The sequence below is a fragment of the Gilliamella sp. LMG 34359 genome (assembly GCF_984569085.1).
Genome location: NZ_OZ474906.1, coordinates 1,610,345 through 1,634,940 on the forward strand (window position 1 = coordinate 1,610,345; position 24,596 = coordinate 1,634,940).

Below are 24,596 nucleotides of genomic sequence, written 5' to 3' on the forward strand. Positions count from 1 at the left end.
TGTCTTTATTTTTTTAACGGATCCTCTAAAAAATATTATAAAGAAAATGAAAATATTAAAAAGAGTTGCAACATTTAGAACTATGAGTGATTTATGTTATCGTGATGGGTTAATGCATAATGGACATTAAACAATCATTATTAAGCGATCTTAATACCGAACAACAAACAGCAGTAACCACTGATAATCAATATACTATTGTACTTGCCGGTGCCGGAAGCGGTAAAACTCGTGTTTTAGTTCATCGAATAGCTTGGCTTTGTATTGAAAAAAATTATTCATCTGGTTCAATTTTTGCCGTTACATTTACCAACAAAGCAGCTGCTGAAATGCAAGAGCGAATAAAAGCGCTAGTTGGTGAGAGCTATTTAACCGGTATGTGGGTAGGAACTTTCCACGGCTTAACCCATCGTTTACTAAGGATGTTTGCCCAGCAAGCTAATCTTCCCGATAATTTCCAACTTATTGATACAGAAGATCAGATTCGACTTATCAAGCGAATTTTTCGCGAACTACAAGTAGATGAGAAAGAGTGGTCAGCTAAAGAGTGTGCCAATTATATCTCAGCTCAAAAAGAGAAAGGGCTGCGGGCAAAAGATTTAGTGCCAGAAGATCCAAAACAAGTTATGTGGCAAACGATCTATCGCGATTATCAAGCAATTTGCGATAAAGTAGGATATGTCGATTTTTCTGAACTAATTTTGCGAGCTTATGAATTACTCTGCAAAGATGAAAATGTTTTAAGTTATTGCCGTCATCGTTTCTCAAATGTGTTAATTGATGAATTTCAAGATACCAATAAAATTCAATATCGATTTGTGCAAAAGCTCGCGGGTAACACGGCTAATGTAATGATCGTTGGCGATGATGACCAATCTATATATAGTTGGCGTGGGGCTAATGCCGATAATCTTCAATTATTTATCAATGATTATCCTGATACTGAGATTATTCGCTTAGAGCAAAATTATCGATCTACCGGGATTATTTTAGATACGGCAAATAAATTAATTGCAAATAATAAGAATCGTTTAGGTAAAAATCTATGGACGGATAGTGGTCAGGGCGAGAAGATCACCGTATATAGGAGCTTCAATGATGCAGATGAAGCTAGATTTGTTGTTGGCCAAATCAAAAAATATCATGATGAAGGTCAGAAATATGCAAGTTGCGCTATTTTGTATCGTAATAATATTCAATCGCGAATATTTGAAGATACCTTGATGCAAAATGCTATACCTTTTCAAATTTATGGTTCGATTAGATTCTATGAAAGGCAAGAGGTTAAATTAGCCCTCGCTTATTTACGTTTATTGCATGATCATAACAATGATATGGCATTCGACGCTACCATAAATACCCCGACTCGTGGTATCGGACAAGTAACATTAGATAAAATTAGAAATTGTGCTAACCATAATGCTATATCCTTGTGGGACGCCTGCTTAATGTTGATTGAACAAAATGCGCTGACTGATCGACAACGTAATGATGTTAATCGTTTTTTGCATTTAATGGAATCTATCTACGCCGAAGTTAAAGATCTACCTTTCTATACACAGCTTGAGAGGATCATTAAATTATCCGGTGTAATGCGAATGTATGAACAAGAGCCGGGTATTAAGGGACAAACAAGAATAGAAAATCTTGAAGAACTGGTGTCAGCGGCTGAACAATTTTATCTTTTAAATCAAAATGCGGTGATTGAAGATAATGTCACTGGTAAGCCATTAACTGTTCTTGAATCATTTTTATCGGTTACTTCACTTGAAAGCCGGGATGCGGTTAGTGAGCAAGATTCTGTACAATTGATGACGCTTCACTCGGCTAAGGGTTTAGAGTTTGATAATGTCTTTATTGTGGGCTTGGAAGAGGGAATTTTCCCTGCGCAACGATCAATCCAAGAAATCGATAAAATGGAAGAGGAAAGACGATTAGCTTATGTGGGAATTACTCGTGCGCGAAAATGTTTAACCCTTTCACTGTCAGAACAAAGACGACTTTATGGCCGTGAAGAACGTAATTTACCATCCCGTTTTTTAGATGAATTACCGATTGAAAATTTAAATGAAACTTTCTACCATGGTAGTTTTTCATCATTTAGTCATCGTGGTAAATATCAGGACAAAGATGATCAATTCTATCAAGAACGTAAAAAATCCTATTCTAAGAAGATGAAAGAAGATGATGGCTATACGTTAGGTAGAAAAGTGAAACACGCCCGTTTTGGTGAAGGCTCCATTATAAATCTTGATGGCGAAGGTGAGCATAAACGAGTGCAAATTGCTTTTGTTGATGTTGGTATCAAATGGCTTGTGATAAAACTAGCCAACCTGACATTACTGTAAATAACATATACCTTAAAAAAGGCGCTAAATTGTTATCTAGCGCCTTTTCTTTAGATAGTTATTGTTCGGCTTGTTCTTGTACCGCTTGGGCAAAGATATCGCTGAATGATTGATCAGTACGATTACAGATCCATTTGTCATTGATAAAGTCAAAATGATACCCTTGTTTTCTGGTGGCTAACCAAACTTGGAATAGCGGTTCTTGGGTATTAACAATAATTTTACTGTGATTAGGAAAACTCACCGTAATGACATTACCATTCGTTTCATAATCTAAATCGATATCATGTTCATCAGCATAATCATCAAGGTATAATTCGATTTGATTAAAAAGTTGATCTGTTAAGGTATGGAATTGGGCGATATTCATATTGATCTAACTATAGTTGGGCGATTAAAGTAGGGATATTAGCATAAATAAAAAGACTCTGCCACAGCAAGGTGGCAAGAGTGTTAATAGGCGAATAAAGTGTTTATTTATTAAGTGGTAAAGAACAAGCAATTACGAGTAATTGATGCTTATCGTCCCCTTTCAGGGCTCGGTTCCAACGACTTGGAATGTTAATATGATTAATTGTTTTACCTTCAGCAAAGAAGTTTTCAACAAGATCTAGTTGCCCTTTAGCGATCTCTTTTTTCGCACAGTTAGCATAATAATTGATGACAATTGCATGATATGGCGTTTTTACATTATCAATGTTTTGTACTAATTCTGGGACATAATTAATAACTTCTCTAAAAACACGGATTCTTTTATTATATGGGTGTAATTTTATTGAATCCTTATCAAGGTAAGCATAACCAAGCTTGTTATCTTCATTACTTTTCGAAATTGGAACGAATTGTTTGCCAATTTTGGGATTACTCAGCATTAATTCAATTTGTTTAGCTTGCGCTGCTTTCTCTGCCTCTGTATAGGATGGTTTCTCTTTGTTTTCTGCGGCATGGATTGTTGCTGCAAAAGAAAAGAGCATTAAGAATAGACATAATTTTTTCATTTAAGTTTAATCTCCTTCCTTCGAGCTACTGTTTTTTAGTTGGTTGTGGTTGGTTTTCGGACACTGCTTTTTTTTCTTGTTGTTCTTGTTGTTTCTTCAATTTATAGGCTTTGTTCTTTTCTTGCCGAATTTTTTCAAACTCTTCGTCAAATGGTTTTATATCCGGACGATCTTTATAGAGAAGCTCTTTATTTAAATCGCCTTGAATAGAACAAAGCAAACTATTTTGTTTATTATCAATACTTTCTAAATAAATGGCTTTTTCAACAGTGCCAAGTCTTGGTACTACACCATCAATTGAGTAGGGATTGTTTTTCCATACTGGTGATTTGGCGTTGCGATCATAGATTTTTGAATTAGCAATATAGACTTTTTCATTGTATCTGGACCAATTTAACTTATCTAAGGTTTTAATAATTTCTTCTTGACTATTATCAAAAATAAAGCCCCAATAATAATATTGACCAGACAGATTGGTTGGTATGAAAATATTTTGATAGCCAGTTATCGTCAAGCCGTGATATTTAAGTGGTTTTTTGAAATTAACGCTATTTTTATTTTGTTGATAAATCGATTCAACTGGGATAAAAGTGACATTATCTTTAGTGGTTAAATCAACATATTCACTCACTGTTTGCTTATTTTCCGCTAAATGCTGAAAAAATTGATTATCACAGTTAAGAAAAGTGTCAACTAAATTATCAGTAACGCTTGGTTTATTATCTTGAGCAAAAACCGTGTAGGAAACAAATGAAAAACAAATAAAAAGTGTAAATTTTTTTAAAAGCATGCTGTTGTTCCTTTAAGAAGGTACTCTTATAAAATGTAACGCTATTGTAAAGTAATGTAAGTTGAAGTCAATTCAAACTGCACTTATCTTCAATGAATACCAATAAGTTACCATTTTTAAAGGAAATTTTCACTGTGTCATCAATCGCTTTGTTACGTAAACTGGTAAACCCCCCCAAAGATAAAGTTTGATTATCTATTGGATATTTAAAGCCGCTGATAGTCAAATGCGTTACTGTTGATAATGGCATTAGTGAAATAATATGGTGCTTAACATGATGAATAATTTGATGATGAGTAGCGAAAAAAAAGTGACAATAATCATCGTAAAACACCATTTTGAACTGTTGATGATATTGCATAGCAACCGATAAATTACCTAAAAAATGGTCACTGGCACGTCCTGTTGCACCATATATGCTAAATGATGTAACTCCTTTACTATTTAAAAATAACAGCGCCTTTTCAAAATCAGGTTTAGATTGATCGGGTGTGTGAATGATTTGCGTTTTATCCGGCACGGTCATTTTCGGGTTAATACTGTCTAAATCACCAATAATAAAATCCGGCACAATTGCGGATTCAGATAGATAACTGTGATATGCGCCATCCGTGCAGGCTATATATTGATAGTTTGCTAAATCTAAATGTGTAGGAAGTTTTTTAGGTGGCTCACCATTTACAAATAATAGTGCTCTGGACATAATTACTCCCGTCAAAATAATTTATAGTGCTAAAGTATAAGCCATAATAATTGCATCTTCCCGATGACCATCGGTAGATGGATAATAGTTTTTTCTTATGGTTATTTGATTAAATCCAATTGACTGGTACAAGACAATTGCTGGAGTATTTGATCTTCTAACTTCTAACCATAGGGTTGAAATCTTATAGGGCGAGCTTATTGCCATTAACTCATCAATTAAATGATTTAATAATGCTTTAGCTAATCCTTGCTTTCGGTATTTGGGGTGGATGGCAATATTAAATAAAGTTGCTTCATCAACCACTTGTTGGCAAATACAAAAGCCTACAATTTTATTAGCAACTGTTATTTTAAAATTTAAATAGCGTTCACCTTGGTTTGAAAAAAAAGTCTCTTTAGACCAAGGAATTGGGTGACATAGCCGCTCTAATTGATAAGCTTCGGCTAAATCATTTTCGTTCAGGATGGAAATGGTTTTCATAGTTACATAATTGTTGCCAAAGTTTGCGCTTTTGTTGCGGATCTTTGGCGAGCGAATCTAAATCGCTAGTGTTAATAGTTAAGTTATTTTGCCAAGGTTCATCAGTATTTACGTCAATAAACCAAGTCACGATTTTTACTTCATTTGCCGGTATTATTAATTGTGAAGGTGTAAGAAATAAAACTTGTTCTTCGGTTAATTCAATAGCTTTTAAAATATCATAATATATTTTTTGTGTTGGTTGCTGTTTTGCGACCACAATTAAACGAATTTTATCATCCATATGTGTAGCAAGTTCACCTTGAAAAACGGCAGAATTGCGTAAAACATATTGGGTAATATCACATTGCTTAAGATACCAATCAATTTGTGTCATTGTCGGATTACGGTTTTTATTAGGGATTAAAGAGAGTTAATTGTATAATCTTCGCTTCAATTTATAAAGGTTTTTCATTGAGGCATTATGGCAACATCGATATTTACTCCTGCTAGCCAAGTACTTGAACGTCACCAATCCTTTTTTGAGGATAAAAATATTTTAATTGCAGGCGATATCCAAGATAATTATCCAGCGGTTATTGCGGCTAATTTGGTTAAGATCCACTGCTCGCAGTATCACACATTTTTAAATTTTAAACACAGCAAACGATCAGATAGTACAAATTTTTCACTCTATCCTGACGAATCTTTTTATACCGATATTAATACACTCATTTACTATTGGCCCAAAACTAAGAGCGAAGCGCAATTTCAATTATCGTTTTTATTAAACAATATGCCCAAAGAGAGTGATATTTTTATCATAGGTGAAAATCGTACTGGGGTAAAAAGTGTTGAAGGGTTATTAGCGGATTTTGGCACCATCCAAAAAATAGATAGTGCCAGACGATGTGGTTTATATCATTTTCGTGCAGATAGCCGTTTGGCTTTTGATTTAAAAGAGTGGTGGTTAAGTTATCATTTAACTATTGAAAACCAAGCTATCGAAATTAAGAGCTTGCCAGGTGTCTTTAGCCAAAAAGGTTTGGATGCAGGAAGTGAATTATTATTGAATGCATTGATGGAGCAAAGTGATATTATTAAAGGCAACGTTCTCGATGTAGGCTGTGGCTCAGGTATTTTATCGACAGTTTTAGGTAAATTATATCAAGATCTAAACTTAACATTAACCGATGTTAATAGCGCCGCGTTAGAATCCAGTAAAGCTACTTTAGCTGGCAATCACATTGCAGGAAAAGTTATTGCTAGTGATGTATTTTCAGATATCAATGACAAGTATCACTTAATTATCTCTAATCCTCCTTTTCACGATGGTAAGGAGACCAGTTACACGGCAGTAAACAAACTGATTAAAGAAGCTAAAAAGTACTTAAAATTAAATGGCTATCTTTGTATTGTGGCAAATTCATTTTTGCCTTATCAATCGATTTTGGATGAGACCTTTAAACAGGTTGACGTTATTGCGCAAACAACCAAATTTAAAGTCTATCTAGCCAGTCATTAATCATTAAAGATAATCAAATATTCATGCGTGAGTTAAACCAATTAAATCACGCGTGAAAACTGATGTTGTCGGACTAAGCGACGCATATAGATATCAAAGCACATACAAATATTGCGTATTAGCAAATGACCTTTAGGTTGAACAACGATGCTATCTTGATTAATTATTACTAGTCCATCTTGGGCTAGTGGTGCAAGTAGTTTTAAATCGTCAGCAAAATAGTCATCAAATTTAATGTGATAAAGTTGTTCAATCGGTTTTTTATCAAGATGGAAATGACAAATTAGCTGCTTAATCACATCTCTGCGTATTTTATCATCTTGGTTTAAGGTAAAGCCTTTCCATAGACCATGACCTTTTTGTTCAACCAAAGTTTGATATGATTTTAGATCTTTCTGATTTTGCGCATAACTATCACCCAGCATGCTAATTGCCGATACTCCAAGCCCCACTAAATCCGCATCGCCTTTAGTGGTGTAACCTTGAAAGTTACGATGCAGCTTATTTTGCTGTTGAGCGATAGCTAACTCATCGGTTGGTTTGGCAAAGTGATCCATGCCGATAAATTGATAACCAGCTTGGGTTAATTTTTCGATACTGGTTTGTAAGATCTTTAGTTTTTGGTTAGCATTTGGTAGATCATGGTCTTTAATTTTACGTTGAGCAGCAAAACGGCTAGGTAAGTGTGCATAATTAAACACACTTAATCTATCAGGAGAAATATCAATAACTTTATTTAATGTCTCGGTAAAACTTTCAACGGTCTGCTTAGGTAATCCATAAATTAAATCAAGACTAATCGATCGAAAATGATTTTTTCGTGCTTGGGCAATTAATGAGCGGATCAAATTCTCATCTTGCTCACGATTAATAAGGTTTTGAATTTCATGATTGAAATCTTGAATCCCCATACTTAACCGATTAAAGCCAAGTTTGGCAAGATGATCGATAGTTTGTTGGCTGATTTCTCTGGGATCAATTTCAATGGATAGCTCGGCATCTTGAGCAAAGTTAAAGTGTTGCTTTATAGAGGTAATTAATCGGCTTATTTCATCGTCAGTCAAAAAAGTAGGTGTACCTCCCCCCCAATGCATTTGAGTGACAATTCGATCTTTGAACAATTCAGCTCGTTTGGTTATTTCAATATCTAATATATCAAGATATCGGGTAACTTTATGAGTTTGCCGGGTTACCAGTTTATTACATCCGCAGAAATAACAGAGTTTGTGACAAAACGGAATATGAATATAAAGCGATAATGGCCGCTGAGGATAATAAGAAGCGGCTGAAATAAAGTCTTGCTCAGTAAACTGCTCATTAAATTCAAGTGCAGTTGGGTATGAGGTATACCTTGGGCCGGAATAGTTATACTTTTCAATTAACGCTTGATCCCAGAGTTGCGATTGAAGCATATTATTATTTTTTAATTCTACGTTTGACATTGCCACTTCCATAACGTTTTGCGGTATTAGGCTGTTTGGTCTTTAATTGCGTTTTAATTTTAAGCCGATTGACTTTTTTCAAATATAATAATGTGCAAATAAATAATCCCAAGTACAAACCTAGCATAATAAATATTGGCATGATAGATGGCTCTTTATGGTGATTTGTATAAAATTATTGATTTGGCATTGATATTGAATCAAATTAACTTACTTACGCTTAAGTAGGCCGACGATATCTTCTTTAGGCTCGTCTAACTCCTCATCGTCTTCAAAATCATCATCTTCAATACCTAACTGTTTCATCAGTTGATCAATGCGATCTAGTTTATTATCGAGATAAGATTGTTGATCATCAGTTAATGTTTTGCCTTGCTCAACCAAATCAAGTAAATGATCTAGTTTAGTATCATTTTCAAGTTGTTCTAACTCTTGTTGCGGTGTTAATTTAGTTTTTTGTGGTTGATTAACTTTGTTTTTTATTGATGAATCATTGGTTTGTAGCAATGAAATTGGTTTTTTGCTGCCAATGCGTGGATCTTTAATTGTATTGGTAGATTTTTTATTTTGATTGTTATCTGGTCCATTAAAACGAGAACCACTAGGTAAACCTTTATGTTTACGTTTGCGCTTGAGTTCGCGTGACTCTTCATTAATCTCTTGACGGGTTTTTTTAGGTTTTAGTTTCGATTTATTTTTTAACATACAATCTCAATTTGATATCTGGTTATTAATGCATTAAACCTATTTTACCAGTAAGTGGTTAATATAGCTATGAGCAGAAGGTAATGCGAATTTATGATTGTAAAAAAATAGATTTAGTATAATCTGAGCCAAATAATTTTTAATTACTGAGCAATAGAGAATAAAACATGAAAAATCATTTGAGCCCTTATATGCAATTTACCCGACAAGAGTGGGCAGGCTTGCGTAATGCGGTACCGATGACTTTAACAGCCGAGGAGCTAACTTCACTACAAGGAATTAATGAAGACTTATCAATGGATGAAGTAAGTGAAATTTACTTGCCTTTATCTCGATTACTCAATTATTATATTAATAACTGTTTTAGCCGTCAGGCAGTCTTATCAAAATTTCTAGGTAAAAGCCAAAAAATACCTTATGTTATCGGTATTGCTGGTAGTGTTGCTGTAGGTAAAAGCACTACAGCCCGTGTCTTACAAGCATTATTAACTCGTTGGCCAGAACATCGCAAAGTTGCATTAGTGACGACCGACGGTTTTTTATATCCCAATCGTTATCTTGAAGAACGTGGTATCATGAATAAGAAAGGATTTCCTCAATCTTATGATATCAAAAAATTGATTAATTTTGTTGCTGATGTAAAATCAGGGCAGTCGGAAGTTAAAGCACCGGTTTATTCACATTTAGTTTACGATATCGTTGAAGACGAACAAATCACTATCGATAGTCCAGATATTTTAATCCTTGAGGGATTAAATGTTTTACAAGGTTCCATAAATTATGCTCAAGCTAACAATCGGGTATTTGTTTCGGATTATGTCGATTTTTCTATCTATGTCGATGCGCAATTACCACTACTACATGACTGGTATGTGAATCGATTTTTAAAATTTAGAGCTGGGGCATTTAGTGATCCTAACTCTTACTTTAACCACTATTCTAAGCTTCCTGAACAAGAAGCCGTGAATATTGCTAACCGCCTTTGGCGAGAAATTAATGAATTAAATTTAATCGAAAACATCCTGCCAACACGGGAACGAGCAAGTTTAATTCTAACCAAAGGTAAAGACCATAAAGTAGATTGTGTTCAATTAAGAAAATAAACTTAGGGGAATCAATATGAAATCAGCAATAAGGTTATTAAGTAAGTTAAGCATTATCACTTTAGTTACTGCGTTTTCTGTCAACAGTTATGCAACAAGCAATGATGAATACCAAGGGTTAACTTGCGACGCTAAAAAGCAAGCAATCCAAACCAAGATTAATCAAGCTAAAACTGCCAATAATACCAATGAAGTAACCGGTCTTGAAAAAGCCCTTCAAGAAGTTAATACCAACTGTAAAGATGAAACATTAGAAGAAAAATACAAAAGAATAGTGGTTGAAAAAACTCAAAATGTCACTGACAAAACTAAAGAATTAGTTGAAAAAACCAAAGAATATGCCAAAGATAAACTCAATGCCAATCAAGATAAAATTGATGCTTTAAAATCGAAACTTAATGATGCAGAAAAAGAGTTAACTGAAGCCAAAAATAATTTAGCTGATTATTATAACAAACTTAAAGCTAAATAATTGAGATTTTTGTTCTTATCTTATTAGATAGTTATCGATTATTAACCATAATAAGATTAAATTTTTCAAATTAATGATGGTCTCATGAAGATAAATTTCAAATCTGCATGAGACCTTTTTTATAGATTTTTTATAGATGGTAAAATATTTCTCTTTATAAAAGAGTTACAATTCTTTAAGATAATTGATTACTAAAATAATAAGTCTATAATTTATATATAAATATAAAGAAGTATAAAGAAATATAAAGAAATATAATGGAAAACATCACTAAAATTCGCGAATGTATTAAAGTTGCTACCCAAGGTTTTATTGGTCGTCAGCAACTTGCTGAACTTATCATACTCGCAGCTATCGCCAAAGAACATTTATTAGTTATCGGGCCACCAGGTACAGCTAAAAGTGCTGTAGTTAGGCGTATGGCTAGAATCATGGATGGTAATTATTTTGAATATCTTTTAGGTCGTTTTACCGAACCATCAGAATTGTTTGGAACTGTGAACCTTAAAAAACTTCGAGAAGGGAGCGTTGAGACCGATACCCAAGGGATGTTACCGGAAGCTGAAATCGCATTTTTAGATGAAGTTTTTTTAGGTTCAACTGCAATTTTAAATACCTTGCTAGGTATATTAAATGAAGGAAAATTTAGACGTGGACATACGCAAATAGACTGTCCATTGAAAATTTGTATTGGAGCATCAAATTCGCTTCCAGAAGACGAAGGTTTAGCGGCTTTCGCCGATCGTTTTTTAATCCGTCTTTTTATTGAACCAATTGCTGATAGTTTTATTGAAGACCTGTTAGTCGGTGGTTGGCAAGCTGAGTTTAGCCATGTTGATTCAGTTCTTTCATTAAATGAACTTTCAGAAATGAGCGAACATTTAAAAAATGTTAAATTAGATCACATTATTCCTTTTTTTGCTGATGCAATCCGTTTACTCAGACAAAGTGGCATTGTTTTAACTGATAGACGAGTGGTAAAAACATTAAAACTTATTGCAGCAGCAGCTTTAGTAAATGGTCGCCTTGAAGCTCAAAAACAAGACATATGGCCTTTATTTTACGTTTTACCTACCAAAGATATGCAACAGCGTGGTCAAGAGATCTTAAAGGAATTTTTTACACTATCAAATAATTCTCAACTGTTTTACGCTACTGAATTGGCGTCGCAACAACCTAACGGCCGTTTGCAAAGGTTGGTTGAACTGGCTAAGCGTTGCCTAAATCAAGGCGATATTCATGTAGAAAGTGTGTTACGTGAAATTGATGCTAATTACACCACTGAAACTATACCTGATGAATTAAACCAGTTAAGAACACAATTAATTAAATTGATAGCGTAATATGAACAACAAAAGTTTGATCAACTGGCATTGGCAACTCAATACTGAGGCAGTAATCCCTGTTGCTGTAGTTGCATGGTATGAAACAGTGCCACGTTTACTAATCTATCTTTTGAAAAATCAAGATAAATACGATTTACAAAAATTTAAATTTGTCAAAGGTGAAGATTTTATAATCATCATTGGTCCTGAATCTCAATTACCGTGGGTAGATGGAGTACAGTATGCAATGGTTGACAGTCAAGCTCCCCAACTTTGGTTACCGTGTCATGCTAAACCCTCAATTTCAACCTTGCTTTTAACTAATGCTATCGCGAATAAATTTACCCATAAACATGTACTATTATGGGATCATCCTAAAATGGTTATTCCTTTAGGTGTTAGTTGGCCATTAACCAAAGAGTTTCTTGAATATGCCATATAATCAATTAACCAAACCGATTAAAACTTGGCAGTCTTGGTTATCATGGTTTGATGAAGACTTACAACCCGTTATTACTGATTTGCTTTTGCAATTAAGCAATTCTCTTGGTCCTGTCAAGGAAAGTAAATGGTGTGACCAGATGTTATCATCTGGTTTAGGTGACATTCACAATCGAGGAGATTACCAACACTTATCGACGACAGAATGGTTAATAGGGGAAGAAGAGCCAGATGAGTTTATCCGTCGTGCAGTTAATAATGAGCATCTTTTCGTAACGCCAATATATGAAAAATCAAAAGCGAATGGTGTGATTATCGCTTTGTTTGATTGTGGATTATTACAATTAGGTGTTCCGCGTCTTGCCCATCTGATTTTGATGATATTATTCGATATCCGAGCTCAGCAACACAAGAGTCAATTTTACTGGGGCATCATACAATCAAGATCAAAATTAAAATTGTTTTCAGGTATCGAGGATCTAAAGCTGTTATTGAATAGCCGTACAATTACATGTATTGATGATAACCAATTAGATTATTGGCATAATTATTTACAAAAATCTGAATTTTTTTATGATGAGTGTTGGTTAATTGGTAATAACATTTCACAAATTGATTTTGCAACTCATAAAGTATCAATTAGCAGATTGATTAATCACTTTAGTAAAATAGCAGTTAATATAGTGAGTGATAAAGTAGCAAAGCGTTTTGAACTCACATTACCTAACCAAGTTATTTGCGCAAAATTATTGTCGGGACAATTCGAGTCAGGTAGTAATTACGGTGTAATTAATCAACAATTCATTGAACCTATAAATATTAACTTCAAGCCTAAAATTTCAAAAAATGGAGATTATGTTTTAATGTTTAACAATGAAAACAATAATATTCATTTTATTGGAATTAGTGATGCCTTATCTCAGAGACAGAAATGCCGTATCAAATTTTATCAATTGAAGTTAAAGTCTAAGGTATTGGCAATTGATATTCAAGGTAAATACATATTCGCTTTATATCAAGAAGATCAAAAAATTTTTTTATGGGGAACTAAAGGTCCACGAAAAGCGCTATCTGAAGCTATTCAAATCAATGCAAACCACACTCTGTCTCATTTTTTATCGATATCTAGACAATCGATGTATGGATATGATGTAACGAATATTTTATATATTGACGATCAAAAAGTACTTTATTCAATATTTTGCGTACCAAAAAATAGCGAGGAAATTAAACAAGTTGAGAAAATTGCTCAAAACGTTATTGCATTGTTTAAATTAAGTGATAGACATGCATGTTATATTTATCATAATCAAGATCAGTTTTGGATAGAAAGTGAACATTTGTATCATTTACCATATTGTTTAAAGATAAAATCAATTCATGATAATCTACAGTATTTTATTTCCGCCGAAAACTTATGGTTGACAGGTTTTGGTCGACTAGCCATTGGATTCGAGCAACAATGGCAAGTATTTGATAATGAAAATAGTTATGTTGAAGTAAAAACGCCTTTAAACTGGCAGGTTTTTGGGCTTTTTCATGATTATCATGAAGATAAAATTAATTTTCTAATAATCAATCATGATAAAAAACAAGTGGCAACATTTGATTATCTCAATAATAACATTGATATCTGTTTGAGTTCATCAAATAAAATTGTCAATTATAGTTATAACTCATTAGCTCAATGCTTCACAATTATCACTGATATCGGTGAATTAATTTTGTATTCCTTTTTGACGCGATCAATAAGATTAAAATTATATCAAGATGATTTACACAATGAACAATAACACCTATTTTATTGGCTATCCAACGCTGAAAGGCGTACAAAAGGTATTTGGAATATGGTTTCCTAAGCAATGGTTTGATCGTGAGCAGCGTCGAGGTTTGTTGATAAAATCGTGGTTTATAGGATGTTCAATTTATCGATTTGAACAAGGTGACTTACTCAAGTTTGCAACCCCAAAAACGATCAATTGTAATAATTTAGATGGTTGGCCATTAGTTTTAGAAAATGGAATCCTCACCTCAACACAATTTGTAAAAAAACCAGATGCTGAAATCATGAATTATGATTTGGTTATTGTAATGGGGAACGATATCAATTGTTATCGTTATGAAGATGCGGTCCATATCGATCCTGCCGATTGGATTGATCTAACAGAATATCAATTAAGCGAGACGGACAGTTATAATATTAATATTGTTTATGATGAGTTATCTGAAGATATTGAAGAGAGTAAATCCATCGAACAAATATTGGCAGGAAAAATACCTCGCCCTAATCGGCGAATGTTGGCGTTCGTTAATAGCCAACATAATGGTATTCAACAGGAAAAAGATAAACAATATAATAAATACGATCAAGAACCATCAATAACAAAAAGGAATTTGATCTTACCCATTTTTATTCTATTAATCTTGCTGATGGCAATATTGATTTATTTTAATTTTAAATTATTTTCACTTGAAACGCGACTTAGTCAAAATTTATCTAAAATTTCCTCTTTTATCCTTTTGACCTCATTTTATGTCGTGACTATTTTGCTAGGTATAAAAATTATAAAATTTCTATACAATCTCCCATCTAAGGTTAAACAAGCTAATTTTCCTCCCAACATTGTAGCAAAAAATTTTTCTTATAATATTAAAGCGGGTGATTTACAAGCAACTCCTAACCTTAATTACTCAACGCTACCATCGCGTGCTAATCGAAAAAAATCGGTATTAAGTCAGTGGCGTCATTACGCAACATTATTTGCATTAGTTTCGAAATTGAGCCATTTAGTTGCTTTTCGACAAGGTAAATATATTGACACAATGATTAAAAAACTTGAGAAAGGTGATTTGATGGATGCTTTGCGTTATGCTATTCCGATCAATGGTGATCAACCTCCAATAGGACAATCATTTGGTGTACCCAAGCCGCGTGAAAAATTGTCATTAAATGAATCGGTTTATGGAAATTCGCTCGCTATTAATCTTGACCAACAATTGAAAAACTATTTGCAACAGTTATATCGACAAAGTGCTACTAAGTTAATCCAACAAAAAAAAATTGAAGCAGCGGTTTATGTTTTAGTTGAATTACTCAATAATTTAAAAGAAGGGATAGAATGTCTAGAACAGCATAAAATGTACAAACAGGCTATGGAGCTCGCTATTGCTAGGAATGCAAATACTGCGTGGATAGTTAAACTATGCTGTTTAGCTAATGATTGGCATACAGCAATAATGATAGCAAGACGAGATCATGCATTTGCTAGTGCGATTATAATGCTTGAAAAAGAACAACGTGAAATTGCAAATAAGTTAAGAGTAGAGTGGGCCAACACCTTAGCGGAAAAAGCAGAGTGGTTAGCGGCGATTGATGTTATTTGGCCACTAACAGAATATCGCTATCTAGCTGAACAGTGGCTTTGTAACGTTGATAATTTTAATGCCAAAGCGATCGTAAAACGCTTTATTCTAATGCCAGATTCCATTAATAAACTTGAAGAATGCTTAATGGAAATCAAAACTAATGCTAGTTATTATCAAACAAGGTTGGAAATAGCTTATGAAATTCTAGAACAACAAAAATATATTGATAAATTGCGCGGTTTGTTGCGGATAATGATCAATCATATTCTTGTTGATGCCATCACTTATCCTAATAGATTTACTAAATCTGATATAGCAGCATTAATTAAACTAACTCAAGATAAAGCGTTGCAGGTGGATCTGCCGTTATCAAGTTTAAACCGTGTTAAACAAAAATCGTTATTAGAGACGAGTAATGTTATACGATATCATTGTCCCGATAAGGGGCAGAAAGCAATTTTTGCTATGATACCGTTAACCAATAATAACTTTTTATTAGCATTAGGTGAACTAGGCATTATTCAAGTTAATAAGCAAGGTAAGCAACTAGATCATTTTATGATAGTTGCTGATAGCTTTGTAGTATCTGCAAACCGATTACAGGTTTTAGCATTGATTAAACGAGATAATTATTATCGTATTCATAAACTCGATTTGAGTACCGGTAGCATCGTCGATCTTGGGGTGATCAAATTTGATTTATGTTGCTGGGAGTTTGATGGCATCAATTGGACTATTATTAAAGATAATTGTTTAGAAATTATTGATATAAGTGATAAGTTATCTGTGGTTTGGCGTGTGGATTTTTCCCCGAATAGTGTCAAACAAATAGCCATGAATATTAATTACAAAACTATTTTGACGCTCAGTAATGAAAATAAATATGAAGCTTTTTGTTATAGTTTGCCGGAACATTGTTTAATAAAACGAATTGATATAAATGAAGAAAATAATAAAATATTTATTTCTCATGATTCTGACATAATGAAAATGGAATATAATCGATTCAATCAGCAGTTGCGATTTAGATTTAGTGACATTCGTTATTGCTCCGAATTTCCATTAAAAATAGTCCAAAAACAATTCGATAACCTACTTATCTACTCAACCGGTCAACTTATGGAACTTATGGCACTTATCATTCAAAGAATAGATGAATCGGGTTATGATATTCATCTCTTTTATCCTTTTAATAAGAAAATATGCATGACAATTGAGTGGAATGCATCGACCAAGGTGTCGTGTTCGTATATTGGTGATGAATATTGTTTTTTTGATGATCAGGGTAGAGCATTGCATGTCAATGTTACGGAAAATAAGGTAACGTCGTTTTCGGTATAGAATTAAATTAAACATGTCATTTTTAGTTAAAATGCGCGATTTTTTTAATAAATTAATTCTAGCATTGCGCTACCAATAAACACTTAAACTAGCGCGTTTTTAATCAATATTCTAGACTTTTAGCCCTAAAAAGAGTAAGGTGTGCGCCTTATTACGTGGTTCGTGAACCTCCCACGCTAAAAAACTAAGGAAAATTATGAGTAACCTAACACTACTTGGCGATCAATCCGTTCGCTATCCAACTGACTATTGTCCAGAAATTTTAGAAACATTCGATAATAAACATCCCGGCAATGATTATTTTGTCAAATTCAACTGTCCGGAATTTACCAGTCTTTGTCCAATTACTGGCCAACCCGATTTTGCTACTATTTATATTTCGTATGTGCCAAATATAAAAATGGTAGAAAGTAAATCACTTAAGCTATATCTATTCAGTTTCCGTAATCATGGTGATTATCATGAAGATTGCATCAACATCATTATGAAAGATCTAATTAAGTTAATGGATCCGAAATATATAGAAGTGTGGGGTAAATTTACTCCCCGAGGTGGAATCTCAATCGATCCATATGCCAATTATGGTAAAGCTGGCACCAATTGGCAGCAAATAGCGATGAATCGTTTAGCTAATCACGATCTTTATCCTGAAAAAATTGATAATCGTTAATCTTTTCAACGCAACAGTATTACGAAATAGTTAAATCGGAATAAAGAAACATGCAAAATCGTAAAGCACTAGTGATATTTTCTGGTGGGCAAGACTCTACCACCTGTTTACTGCAAGCCATTGCTGATTATGGACGCGAAAATGTGGAAACCATTAGCTTTCAATATGGGCAACGGCATGTTATTGAACTTGAAAAAGCTAAATGGATTGCTGAAGATCTTGGCGTTAAACAAACGGTGATCGATACATCGGTGATTAAACAGACCACTAATAATGCTTTGATTGATGACTCGCAAGAAATCAAAGCAGCCAAAGATGGGGATTACCCGAATACTTTTGTTGACGGTCGTAATATGCTGTTCTTACTTCTAGCAGGTTGTTATGCCAAGCAACAAGGTATACCTAATATTATTATTGGTGTCTGTGAAACCGATTTTAGTGGCTACCCTGATTGTCGAGATATCTTTATCAAATCAATGAATGTATCGATGAATCTGGCTATGGATTACAACTTTAATCTAATCACGCCACTGATGTATCTAACCAAAGCCCAAACATGGGAAATGGCCGATAAACTTGGCTATTTGGCTTATGTCCGAAAGCATACGCATACTTGTTATTATGGTGTAGATGGTGGATGTGGCCAATGTCCTAGCTGTATTCTTCGCGAAAAAGGTTTAAACGAATACCTTAATCATTCAAATTAATTGTAACACTGGGTTCACTTACCCCATTAAAAAAGGAAAAATTTATGTATCTGAACACTAATTCAGAACAGACTAGCCAATTTACTCACGCACAACAAATGAAAGCCCTTGGTTGGCTTTCGTTTTTTCATATTTTGGTTATTGCTTCAAGCAATTATCTGGTACAAATCCCTTTTGATATTTTTGGTTTCCATACCACGTGGGGAGCGTTTACCTTTCCATTTATCTTTTTGACTACTGATTTAACTATTCGGGTCTTTGGCGCGAGTTTAGCGAGAAAGATTATTTTTGTGGTGATGATTCCCGCTTTACTATTTTCTTATTCTATCTCAGTACTGTTTTTTGAAAGCCACTGGATGGGATTTTCTGCGTTAGCCGTGTTTAATAGCTTTGTTTTTCGCATTGCTTTAGCGAGTTTTGCCGCTTACTTAGTAGGTCAATTGATGGATATTACCGTGTTTAATTATTTACGTAAAAACAGAGCATGGTGGGTAGCGCCTTCAGCATCGGCAATATTAGGTAATGGTATTGATACCATCGTCTTTTTTGCGATCGCCTTTTATAAAACAAATGATGAATTTATGGCTACGCATTGGGTCGAAATCGCCACTATCGATTATAGTTTTAAAATTATCATCTGTGGTCTATTCTTTTTACCATTATATGGCATTATTCTGAATTTTATCTTAAAAAAATTAATTATAAAATCGCAGTAAATTAATCGCTTAGCAATTAATAATTGCTGCAAGAATCATCATTTAGCGCTTATCTAATTCCTGATAAGTGCTAAATGTCAGTATTCCCCCCTTTAATATCTTGTTCCTCAATTTTTTCACTCGTATCAAAAGATTTGTCTATTGCAGAATAAATTATCAATTTCATTGAAGATTTTTGCTAAAGTTTGTGTGATAATGCATATTATTAAAAATAATAACAAATAGATTCATTAGAATTAGAAATTGCAAGGATTGGGTGAAAGAATGAAGTTCATAAAACCTTTATGTATGTTAAGTTTGTTTTTGACGTTATGCGCTTGTGATGATCAAAAAAAGAAAACTACTGATTCGGAAAATATCAATAAAAGTGAAGTAACTACCACTAAAAGCGAAGTAACTACGGCTAAAAGCGAGGTAACTACGACTAACACCGAAGATACGACTACGCAAGACACGGTGACAACCTTACCAATTAATAATGCTTTTAATCCTACTCCTGAATTAATTGAAAAATATAAAGGTAAAGATCTAAAGGTAATTGATAGTTCAGAAGTTATTCTGGATGGTTCAAGTACTTTAGTCGTGACTTTTTCAGTGCCTATCAATCCTAAATTGAATTTTTCAAATTTATTGAAATTGGTTGATAAAGAAACTGGTGTGGTTGATGGTGCGTGGGAATTGTCAGAAAATGGAACAGAATTAAGACTACGTTATCTCCAACCAAACCGTAAATTGACATTAACGATAGATAAAATGGTATCAGCCATCAACGATAGCCATTTACCAACGGTTTATCAAACCGAAATAACCACTCAAGATCGCCAACCAACAGTTGGTTTTGCAAGCACTGGATTTTTATTGCCAAGTAAGTCGATGAGTGGATTACCTATCACCACTTTAAATGTTAATAAAGTTGATATCAATTTTTTCAAAATTAAACCGGAACAATTATCTAGTTTTATTGATAATTATGGTTTTATTAACATGTTATCAACTTGGCGCTCACAAGAGATGAGAAAATATGCCGATTTAGTTTACTCATCAAAATTTGATCTTAATCCTAAACCTAATGCTCAAGAAACCATTATAGTTAATCTTGCTAATATTTCTGAACTTAACCAAGAAGGCGTTTATATCGCGGTAATCAATGAAGTTGGCGCTTATAATGAAACCAATCCAGCGACACTATTTTCCATTAGTAATATTGGCGTTTCGTTACATGGTTATAAAAATGGTAAATTGGTGGTAATGGCACATGCCTTAGATGATGGTAAACCACTTGATAATATCAATTTATCACTACTCTGTCAGATCAATGAGAGTAACAAAAAATGTAGCAATGTTTCAGCAACCACCGATCAAGATGGTTATGCTGAATTTGACAAACCTAAAGGCTTTACATATAACATATTAACAGCTACCGATGGCAAACAAACGTCTTTTGTCACTATTGATCGAAATGCGCTTAATTTAACGGATTTCAATTTATCTGGTAAACCTTTCTATCAAAAACAATTATTTGTTTTCGGTCCACGTGATCTCTATCGTCCAAAAGAAACTGTCTATTTTAATGCTCTTTTACGTGATGCCGATGGTCAACCATTACCGGATCAACCTATTTTAGCTGATGTGATTTCTAATAGTGGTCGAGTTGTTAAATCTTACCAATTAAAAAGCAGCGCTAATACCAATGGTTTATATCAACAAGAGTTTGTTATTCCTAGTGATGCACCGACCGGTATGTGGTCAATTCGTTTTAATTTAGGCGATGATAACTATCGCTATTGGCAATTCAAAGTTGAAGAATTTTTACCAGAACGCATGGCGATGGAAATTAACAGTTCATCGGATCTCCCTGTTCAAAATGATGAGGATGTTTCCTTTGAGATTAAAGGTTGGTATTTGTATGGCGCACCAGCATCAGGTAATAGCTTAGATGCCAACATTTATTTAAAGAAAGTGGATACTGTATCTGGACTAGATGAGTTTAAAATTGGTGCAGTTACGGATAATAATCCATATCGTGAACTTGATTCTTTAAATTTGAAGTTGGACAACGATGGTTTAACTCACATTAATGTTGATAAAGATTATTGGTCAGGAACACGTTCCCCTATGAAAGTAGTTTTACAAGCTAGTTTGCTAGATTCAGGTGGAAGACCAGTTACCCGTTACGCAACCCAAACTATTTGGCCAGCAGAAAAAATGCCAGCAATCCGTGCATTATTTGGCGATTCACCATACTATGATTGGAATAGTGATAACTATTATCAACGTCCTACTGTAGATATAAATAGTAATGCAGAGTTCGAAATTGCTTATGTCAATACTAATGGTGAAAAACTAGCGACAAATTCACTAAAAGCTAGAATAATTCGTGAGCGTAATAATTACTATTGGGTATGGTCAGACGAAGATGGCTGGCGTGAAAATTACACCACTAAGGAATTTCTGATTTCTGAAGAACAGTTATCTATTGAAAGGGGAAGTACCACAAAAATAACTTATCAACCAATGGATTATGGTTCTTACCGTGTGGAAATTGTTGATCCTAAAAACAATGTTGTGAGCAGTTTTCGCTTCTGGTCTGGTTATGATTGGGAAGATAATACTCGTGGCACCAAATCCGTACGCCCAGATCAAGTTAAGTTGAGTATTGATAAACCATCTTATAATCCTGGTGATGTCGCTAAAGTTAATGTTCAAGCACCTGTTGCTGGGTCTGGTTATGTTTCACTTGAAACCAATGATGGTACTATCTGGAAAAAAGCAATAACGATTGGCGAAGAAGGTTTAGATGTCGAAGTTCCGATTGAAAATTGGGGTCGACATGATATCTACATCAACGCCATGATTGTTCGCCCATCGACCGATGCTTCAGTGCAAACCGTGAAACGAGCAATTGGTTTACTTCATTTACCGATTGATACGACTAACCGTCAATTAAAAGTGTCAATTGATACACCTGTACAAGTAGAACCTGAAAGTGTGGTACCAATTAAAATTAAAATGGATAAGCAATCTATCCAACAAAATAAAAAAGTTACTGTATTGATTTCAGCTGTTGATTCAGGTGTGTTAAATATCACCGATTATGTTACGCCAGATCCTTATGCCGAATTCTTAGGGCGTAAACGTTATGATGTCGATATCTATGATGTTTATGGCAAATTAATTGAAGGGGCTGGTCGTAATGTTAACATGAGCTTCGGTGGTGATGCGATGGGTACTGGCGGTAAAAAACCGTCAAATGAAGTTAAGATTGTGGCACAACAACTAAAAACTATTGAATTAAATGATCAAGGTGAAGGAGTAATTAATTTATCCTTACCTGATTTCAATGGTGAACTACGTATAATGGCACAAGCCTGGGATGATAATCGTTTTGGTAAAGCTGAGAAAAAAATGAAAGTTGCAGCCCCGGTTGTAGCTGAATTAATAACTCCACGATTCTTGTCAGGTGGTGATAGCGCAGTATTAGCGTTAGAGCTGCAAAATTTGACTGATAATACGCAAAATATGCAAATTGCTGTATCTACTAGTGGTTTGTTAACTCAAAATGAGATAAAAACGCTATCTGTCAAACTTGATAGTAAACAAAAAGATATTGTTCAAATTCCAGTGGTAGCTGATTATGGCTTTGGTACTGGTACAATAGCAATTGATGTCAAAGGAATTTTGCTTGATGAAAACACAAATGTTAACTTGCAACGTTCATGGTCAATTGGCGTAAGACCTGCATATGCTGGAACAACAAAATCTTATGTAGTAGCATTGAATCCAAATAAAAATTGGCAATTACCAGACCAAGCATTGGTCGGATTAATTGAAAACACTATTGAAGGCCAATTGGTTATCTCTAATCAACCACCATTAAATATAGCTCAGTATATCAAACAGTTATATGCATATCCTTATGGTTGTCTCGAACAAACAACGAGTGGTTTATTCCCATCGTTATATGCTAATAGTGAGCAACTTGCAAAGTTAGGTATTAAAACTGATTCGGATGATGAGCGTCGTAAAAAAGTTCAAAAAGGTATTTCACGTATCTTAACCATGCAACGTAGTAACGGTAGCTTTGGTTTATGGAATAGCGATAGTGAAGAGGAGCATTGGCTAACGGTTTATGCGACAGACTTTTTATTGCAAGCTAAGGAACGGGGCTACCAAGTTAGTGATAAAGCGCTTGATTCAGCAATGACGCGTTTAGGTCAGTATATTTATGATAACTCTGCATTTAATAATCTTAATTACTATGGTGATTCAAATGTCCTTGAGTTTAATAAATTGTCAACTAAAGCTTATGCTTTAATGGTGCTGAGTAAACAAAATAAAATTACTTCAGCAATGCGTAATGAGATATATTATTTGACAGATAAGATTACTCAGAATAAATCATCTCTCTATTCACCGTTACCTATTGCCCAATTAGCGGTAACCGCGAAACTGATTGGTTATCAAACTACTTATGAAAAATTATTGCCAATGGTATTTAATACTTCATATAAGTACAAAGATGACTGGCTCGGTAACTATGGTAGTGTTATACGTGATGAAGCATTAATTCTCTCTTTATTGATAGAGAATAATATGGCTCAAAATACTCAAGCAAACTATTTAGTTAGATTATCAAATTTATTAAATGATAAAAACTATCTCTCAACGCAAGAGCTAAATTCCTTGTTTATTGCTGGTTGGTCAATAGAACAGCACAAGGGTGATAATAAATTTGACGTGTCAATAAATGGTGAAATTACTGAAGTTGATTCAGTGTTATCACGTTCTTATGATTATGCTGGATTAGCGCAAGGATTATCGTTGCATAATTCTGAATCAAAAGCCCCGCTTTATATTAAGTTTACTGTTAATGGTTATTCTAAAACACCACCGGCACCAACCTCTACTGATGGTTTCTTTAATATCAGTCGAACTTATTATGATTTGCAGGGTAATAGCATATCACCAGAAACTTTAGAAGTTGGTTCAATGATGGTCGTAGTGTTAGATGTATCAGCTCAACAGTCTGTTCGTGATGCGTTGATTGTTGATTTTTTACCTGCAGGTTTAGAACTTGAAAATCAAAACCTCTCTAACAGCAGTGTGAATTTATCATCAATTCCTGCTATTGCTCATTTAATGAAAGGCCAAGATATCAGTGATATTATATATCAGGAATATAGAGACGATAGATATGTTGCAGCGGTTAACCTTAAAAATTATATGGGACGTAATAAATATTATACCCGTATTGTTTATTTAGTTAGAGCGGTCACTACTGGTAATTATATGATTCCTTATCCTTATGTTGAATCTATGTACCGTCCAGAACGTTTTGCTATAGGAAATGCTCCTGATTTGATGACAATTTCAAATCCTAAAAAGGAAGAAAATTAAGCAACTATCGATAAAATCAAGCTTGACTGATCATTCCGCCAATCTATTTGGCGGAATTTTTATTTCTAAATACATTTAGCTGAGT

The 24,596-nt window shown here is 34.1% G+C and carries 20 protein-coding genes and 1 riboswitch; of the genes, 12 read left to right on the forward strand and 8 right to left on the reverse strand.

Translation table 11 applies throughout. From position 1 onward, the window contains the following. Positions 1–119: 119 nt before the first annotated feature. Complete coding sequence (gene uvrD / locus AC5LXV_RS07485; protein WP_110434030.1) at positions 120–2,348, forward strand: DNA helicase II; 2,229 nt, start codon at positions 120–122, stop codon at positions 2,346–2,348. Between the two features lie 58 nt (positions 2,349–2,406). On the opposite strand, the gene cyaY is transcribed toward uvrD, so the two are convergent. From cyaY to AC5LXV_RS07515, 6 genes are all read right to left on the reverse strand, one after another. Beyond that, positions 2,407–2,718: an iron donor protein CyaY gene (cyaY, locus tag AC5LXV_RS07490; protein WP_110434029.1), complete on the reverse strand. Its 312-nt coding sequence runs from the start codon at positions 2,716–2,718 to the stop codon at positions 2,407–2,409. A gap of 103 nt (positions 2,719–2,821) precedes the next feature. Continuing rightward, positions 2,822–3,346, reverse strand: a complete 525-nt coding sequence (locus tag AC5LXV_RS07495) for a surface-adhesin E family protein (protein WP_493467847.1) — start codon at positions 3,344–3,346, stop codon at positions 2,822–2,824. A gap of 25 nt (positions 3,347–3,371) precedes the next feature. Next, positions 3,372–4,136, reverse strand: coding sequence for a hypothetical protein (locus tag AC5LXV_RS07500; RefSeq protein ID WP_493467848.1), 765 nt, complete (start codon positions 4,134–4,136; stop codon positions 3,372–3,374). Positions 4,137–4,203: 67 nt separating this feature from the next. After that, positions 4,204–4,839 (reverse strand): thiamine diphosphokinase, encoded by a 636-nt coding sequence (locus AC5LXV_RS07505; protein WP_493467849.1) that lies wholly within the window; start codon positions 4,837–4,839, stop codon positions 4,204–4,206. A 21-nt stretch (positions 4,840–4,860) separates the two neighbouring features. Continuing rightward, entirely contained in the window at positions 4,861–5,322 is a 462-nt protein-coding gene (gene rimI / locus AC5LXV_RS07510) for a ribosomal protein S18-alanine N-acetyltransferase (protein ID WP_493467850.1), read from the reverse strand. Next, positions 5,291–5,698 (reverse strand): DNA polymerase III subunit psi, encoded by a 408-nt coding sequence (locus AC5LXV_RS07515; RefSeq protein ID WP_110434024.1) that lies wholly within the window; start codon positions 5,696–5,698, stop codon positions 5,291–5,293. Before AC5LXV_RS07515 ends, rimI begins: the two co-directional genes overlap by 32 nt. Positions 5,699–5,785: 87 nt before the next feature. On the opposite strand from AC5LXV_RS07515, the gene rsmC reads away from it, so the two are divergent. Beyond that, positions 5,786–6,826 (forward strand): 16S rRNA (guanine(1207)-N(2))-methyltransferase RsmC, encoded by a 1,041-nt coding sequence (rsmC, locus tag AC5LXV_RS07520; RefSeq protein WP_144188690.1) that lies wholly within the window; start codon positions 5,786–5,788, stop codon positions 6,824–6,826. A 41-nt stretch (positions 6,827–6,867) separates the two neighbouring features. On the opposite strand, the gene hemN is transcribed toward rsmC, so the two are convergent. Both hemN and yihI read right to left on the reverse strand, forming a co-directional pair. After that, positions 6,868–8,238: an oxygen-independent coproporphyrinogen III oxidase gene (gene hemN / locus AC5LXV_RS07525; protein WP_493467975.1), complete on the reverse strand. Its 1,371-nt coding sequence runs from the start codon at positions 8,236–8,238 to the stop codon at positions 6,868–6,870. A gap of 240 nt (positions 8,239–8,478) precedes the next feature. Further along, on the reverse strand, positions 8,479–8,973 hold the full coding sequence (gene yihI / locus AC5LXV_RS07530) for a Der GTPase-activating protein YihI (protein ID WP_110434022.1): 495 nt from the start codon (positions 8,971–8,973) through the stop codon (positions 8,479–8,481). A gap of 167 nt (positions 8,974–9,140) precedes the next feature. On the opposite strand from yihI, the gene coaA reads away from it, so the two are divergent. From coaA to AC5LXV_RS07580, 10 genes are all read left to right on the forward strand, one after another. Further along, positions 9,141–10,076 carry a type I pantothenate kinase gene (coaA, locus tag AC5LXV_RS07535; RefSeq protein WP_034884000.1) on the forward strand — a complete coding sequence of 312 codons (936 nt, stop codon included), beginning with the start codon at positions 9,141–9,143 and terminating at the stop codon, positions 10,074–10,076. Between the two features lie 16 nt (positions 10,077–10,092). After that, positions 10,093–10,548 carry a DUF1090 domain-containing protein gene (locus AC5LXV_RS07540; protein WP_493446253.1) on the forward strand — a complete coding sequence of 152 codons (456 nt, stop codon included), beginning with the start codon at positions 10,093–10,095 and terminating at the stop codon, positions 10,546–10,548. A gap of 257 nt (positions 10,549–10,805) precedes the next feature. Further along, the gene (locus AC5LXV_RS07545) at positions 10,806–11,891 is read left to right on the forward strand and encodes an AAA family ATPase (RefSeq protein WP_493467851.1); all 1,086 of its coding nucleotides are present in this window, start codon (positions 10,806–10,808) and stop codon (positions 11,889–11,891) included. Position 11,892: 1 nt separating this feature from the next. Next, positions 11,893–12,315, forward strand: coding sequence for a bpX5 domain-containing protein (locus AC5LXV_RS07550; RefSeq protein WP_493467852.1), 423 nt, complete (start codon positions 11,893–11,895; stop codon positions 12,313–12,315). Continuing rightward, complete coding sequence (locus tag AC5LXV_RS07555) at positions 12,305–14,107, forward strand: hypothetical protein (protein ID WP_493467853.1); 1,803 nt, start codon at positions 12,305–12,307, stop codon at positions 14,105–14,107. The genes AC5LXV_RS07550 and AC5LXV_RS07555 overlap by 11 nt, the downstream gene beginning before the upstream one ends. Then, positions 14,097–17,021 (forward strand): bpX6 domain-containing protein, encoded by a 2,925-nt coding sequence (locus AC5LXV_RS07560; protein ID WP_493467854.1) that lies wholly within the window; start codon positions 14,097–14,099, stop codon positions 17,019–17,021. The genes AC5LXV_RS07555 and AC5LXV_RS07560 overlap by 11 nt, the downstream gene beginning before the upstream one ends. A gap of 149 nt (positions 17,022–17,170) precedes the next feature. Further along, positions 17,171–17,215, forward strand: a riboswitch (PreQ1 riboswitch). Between the two features lie 2 nt (positions 17,216–17,217). Beyond that, on the forward strand, positions 17,218–17,691 hold the full coding sequence (gene queF, locus AC5LXV_RS07565) for a preQ(1) synthase (protein WP_110423807.1): 474 nt from the start codon (positions 17,218–17,220) through the stop codon (positions 17,689–17,691). Positions 17,692–17,741: 50 nt separating this feature from the next. Continuing rightward, positions 17,742–18,398 carry a 7-cyano-7-deazaguanine synthase QueC gene (gene queC / locus AC5LXV_RS07570; RefSeq protein WP_110434016.1) on the forward strand — a complete coding sequence of 219 codons (657 nt, stop codon included), beginning with the start codon at positions 17,742–17,744 and terminating at the stop codon, positions 18,396–18,398. A gap of 44 nt (positions 18,399–18,442) precedes the next feature. Beyond that, complete coding sequence (locus AC5LXV_RS07575; protein ID WP_110434015.1) at positions 18,443–19,114, forward strand: 7-cyano-7-deazaguanine/7-aminomethyl-7-deazaguanine transporter; 672 nt, start codon at positions 18,443–18,445, stop codon at positions 19,112–19,114. 264 nt (positions 19,115–19,378) lie between these two features. Then, a complete protein-coding gene (locus AC5LXV_RS07580) occupies positions 19,379–24,511 on the forward strand; it encodes an alpha-2-macroglobulin family protein (protein ID WP_493467855.1) in 5,133 nt (1,710 codons plus the stop codon). The last annotated feature ends 85 nt before the right edge of the window (positions 24,512–24,596 follow it).

Excerpts from the sequence above, each read along its gene's own strand:
- uvrD (WP_110434030.1), top strand. The coding sequence starts at position 120 with ATGGACATTAAACAATCATTATTAAGCGATCTTAATACCGAACAACAA.
- cyaY (WP_110434029.1), bottom strand. The coding sequence starts at position 2,718 with ATGAATATCGCCCAATTCCATACCTTAACAGATCAACTTTTTAATCAA.
- AC5LXV_RS07495 (WP_493467847.1), bottom strand. The coding sequence starts at position 3,346 with ATGAAAAAATTATGTCTATTCTTAATGCTCTTTTCTTTTGCAGCAACA.
- AC5LXV_RS07500 (WP_493467848.1), bottom strand. The coding sequence starts at position 4,136 with ATGCTTTTAAAAAAATTTACACTTTTTATTTGTTTTTCATTTGTTTCC.
- AC5LXV_RS07505 (WP_493467849.1), bottom strand. The coding sequence starts at position 4,839 with ATGTCCAGAGCACTATTATTTGTAAATGGTGAGCCACCTAAAAAACTT.
- rimI (WP_493467850.1), bottom strand. The coding sequence starts at position 5,322 with ATGAAAACCATTTCCATCCTGAACGAAAATGATTTAGCCGAAGCTTAT.
- AC5LXV_RS07515 (WP_110434024.1), bottom strand. The coding sequence starts at position 5,698 with ATGACACAAATTGATTGGTATCTTAAGCAATGTGATATTACCCAATAT.
- rsmC (WP_144188690.1), top strand. The coding sequence starts at position 5,786 with ATGGCAACATCGATATTTACTCCTGCTAGCCAAGTACTTGAACGTCAC.
- hemN (WP_493467975.1), bottom strand. The coding sequence starts at position 8,238 with ATGCTTCAATCGCAACTCTGGGATCAAGCGTTAATTGAAAAGTATAAC.
- yihI (WP_110434022.1), bottom strand. The coding sequence starts at position 8,973 with ATGTTAAAAAATAAATCGAAACTAAAACCTAAAAAAACCCGTCAAGAG.
- coaA (WP_034884000.1), top strand. The coding sequence starts at position 9,141 with ATGAAAAATCATTTGAGCCCTTATATGCAATTTACCCGACAAGAGTGG.
- AC5LXV_RS07540 (WP_493446253.1), top strand. The coding sequence starts at position 10,093 with ATGAAATCAGCAATAAGGTTATTAAGTAAGTTAAGCATTATCACTTTA.
- AC5LXV_RS07545 (WP_493467851.1), top strand. The coding sequence starts at position 10,806 with ATGGAAAACATCACTAAAATTCGCGAATGTATTAAAGTTGCTACCCAA.
- AC5LXV_RS07550 (WP_493467852.1), top strand. The coding sequence starts at position 11,893 with ATGAACAACAAAAGTTTGATCAACTGGCATTGGCAACTCAATACTGAG.
- AC5LXV_RS07555 (WP_493467853.1), top strand. The coding sequence starts at position 12,305 with ATGCCATATAATCAATTAACCAAACCGATTAAAACTTGGCAGTCTTGG.
- AC5LXV_RS07560 (WP_493467854.1), top strand. The coding sequence starts at position 14,097 with ATGAACAATAACACCTATTTTATTGGCTATCCAACGCTGAAAGGCGTA.
- queF (WP_110423807.1), top strand. The coding sequence starts at position 17,218 with ATGAGTAACCTAACACTACTTGGCGATCAATCCGTTCGCTATCCAACT.
- queC (WP_110434016.1), top strand. The coding sequence starts at position 17,742 with ATGCAAAATCGTAAAGCACTAGTGATATTTTCTGGTGGGCAAGACTCT.
- AC5LXV_RS07575 (WP_110434015.1), top strand. The coding sequence starts at position 18,443 with ATGTATCTGAACACTAATTCAGAACAGACTAGCCAATTTACTCACGCA.
- AC5LXV_RS07580 (WP_493467855.1), top strand. The coding sequence starts at position 19,379 with ATGAAGTTCATAAAACCTTTATGTATGTTAAGTTTGTTTTTGACGTTA.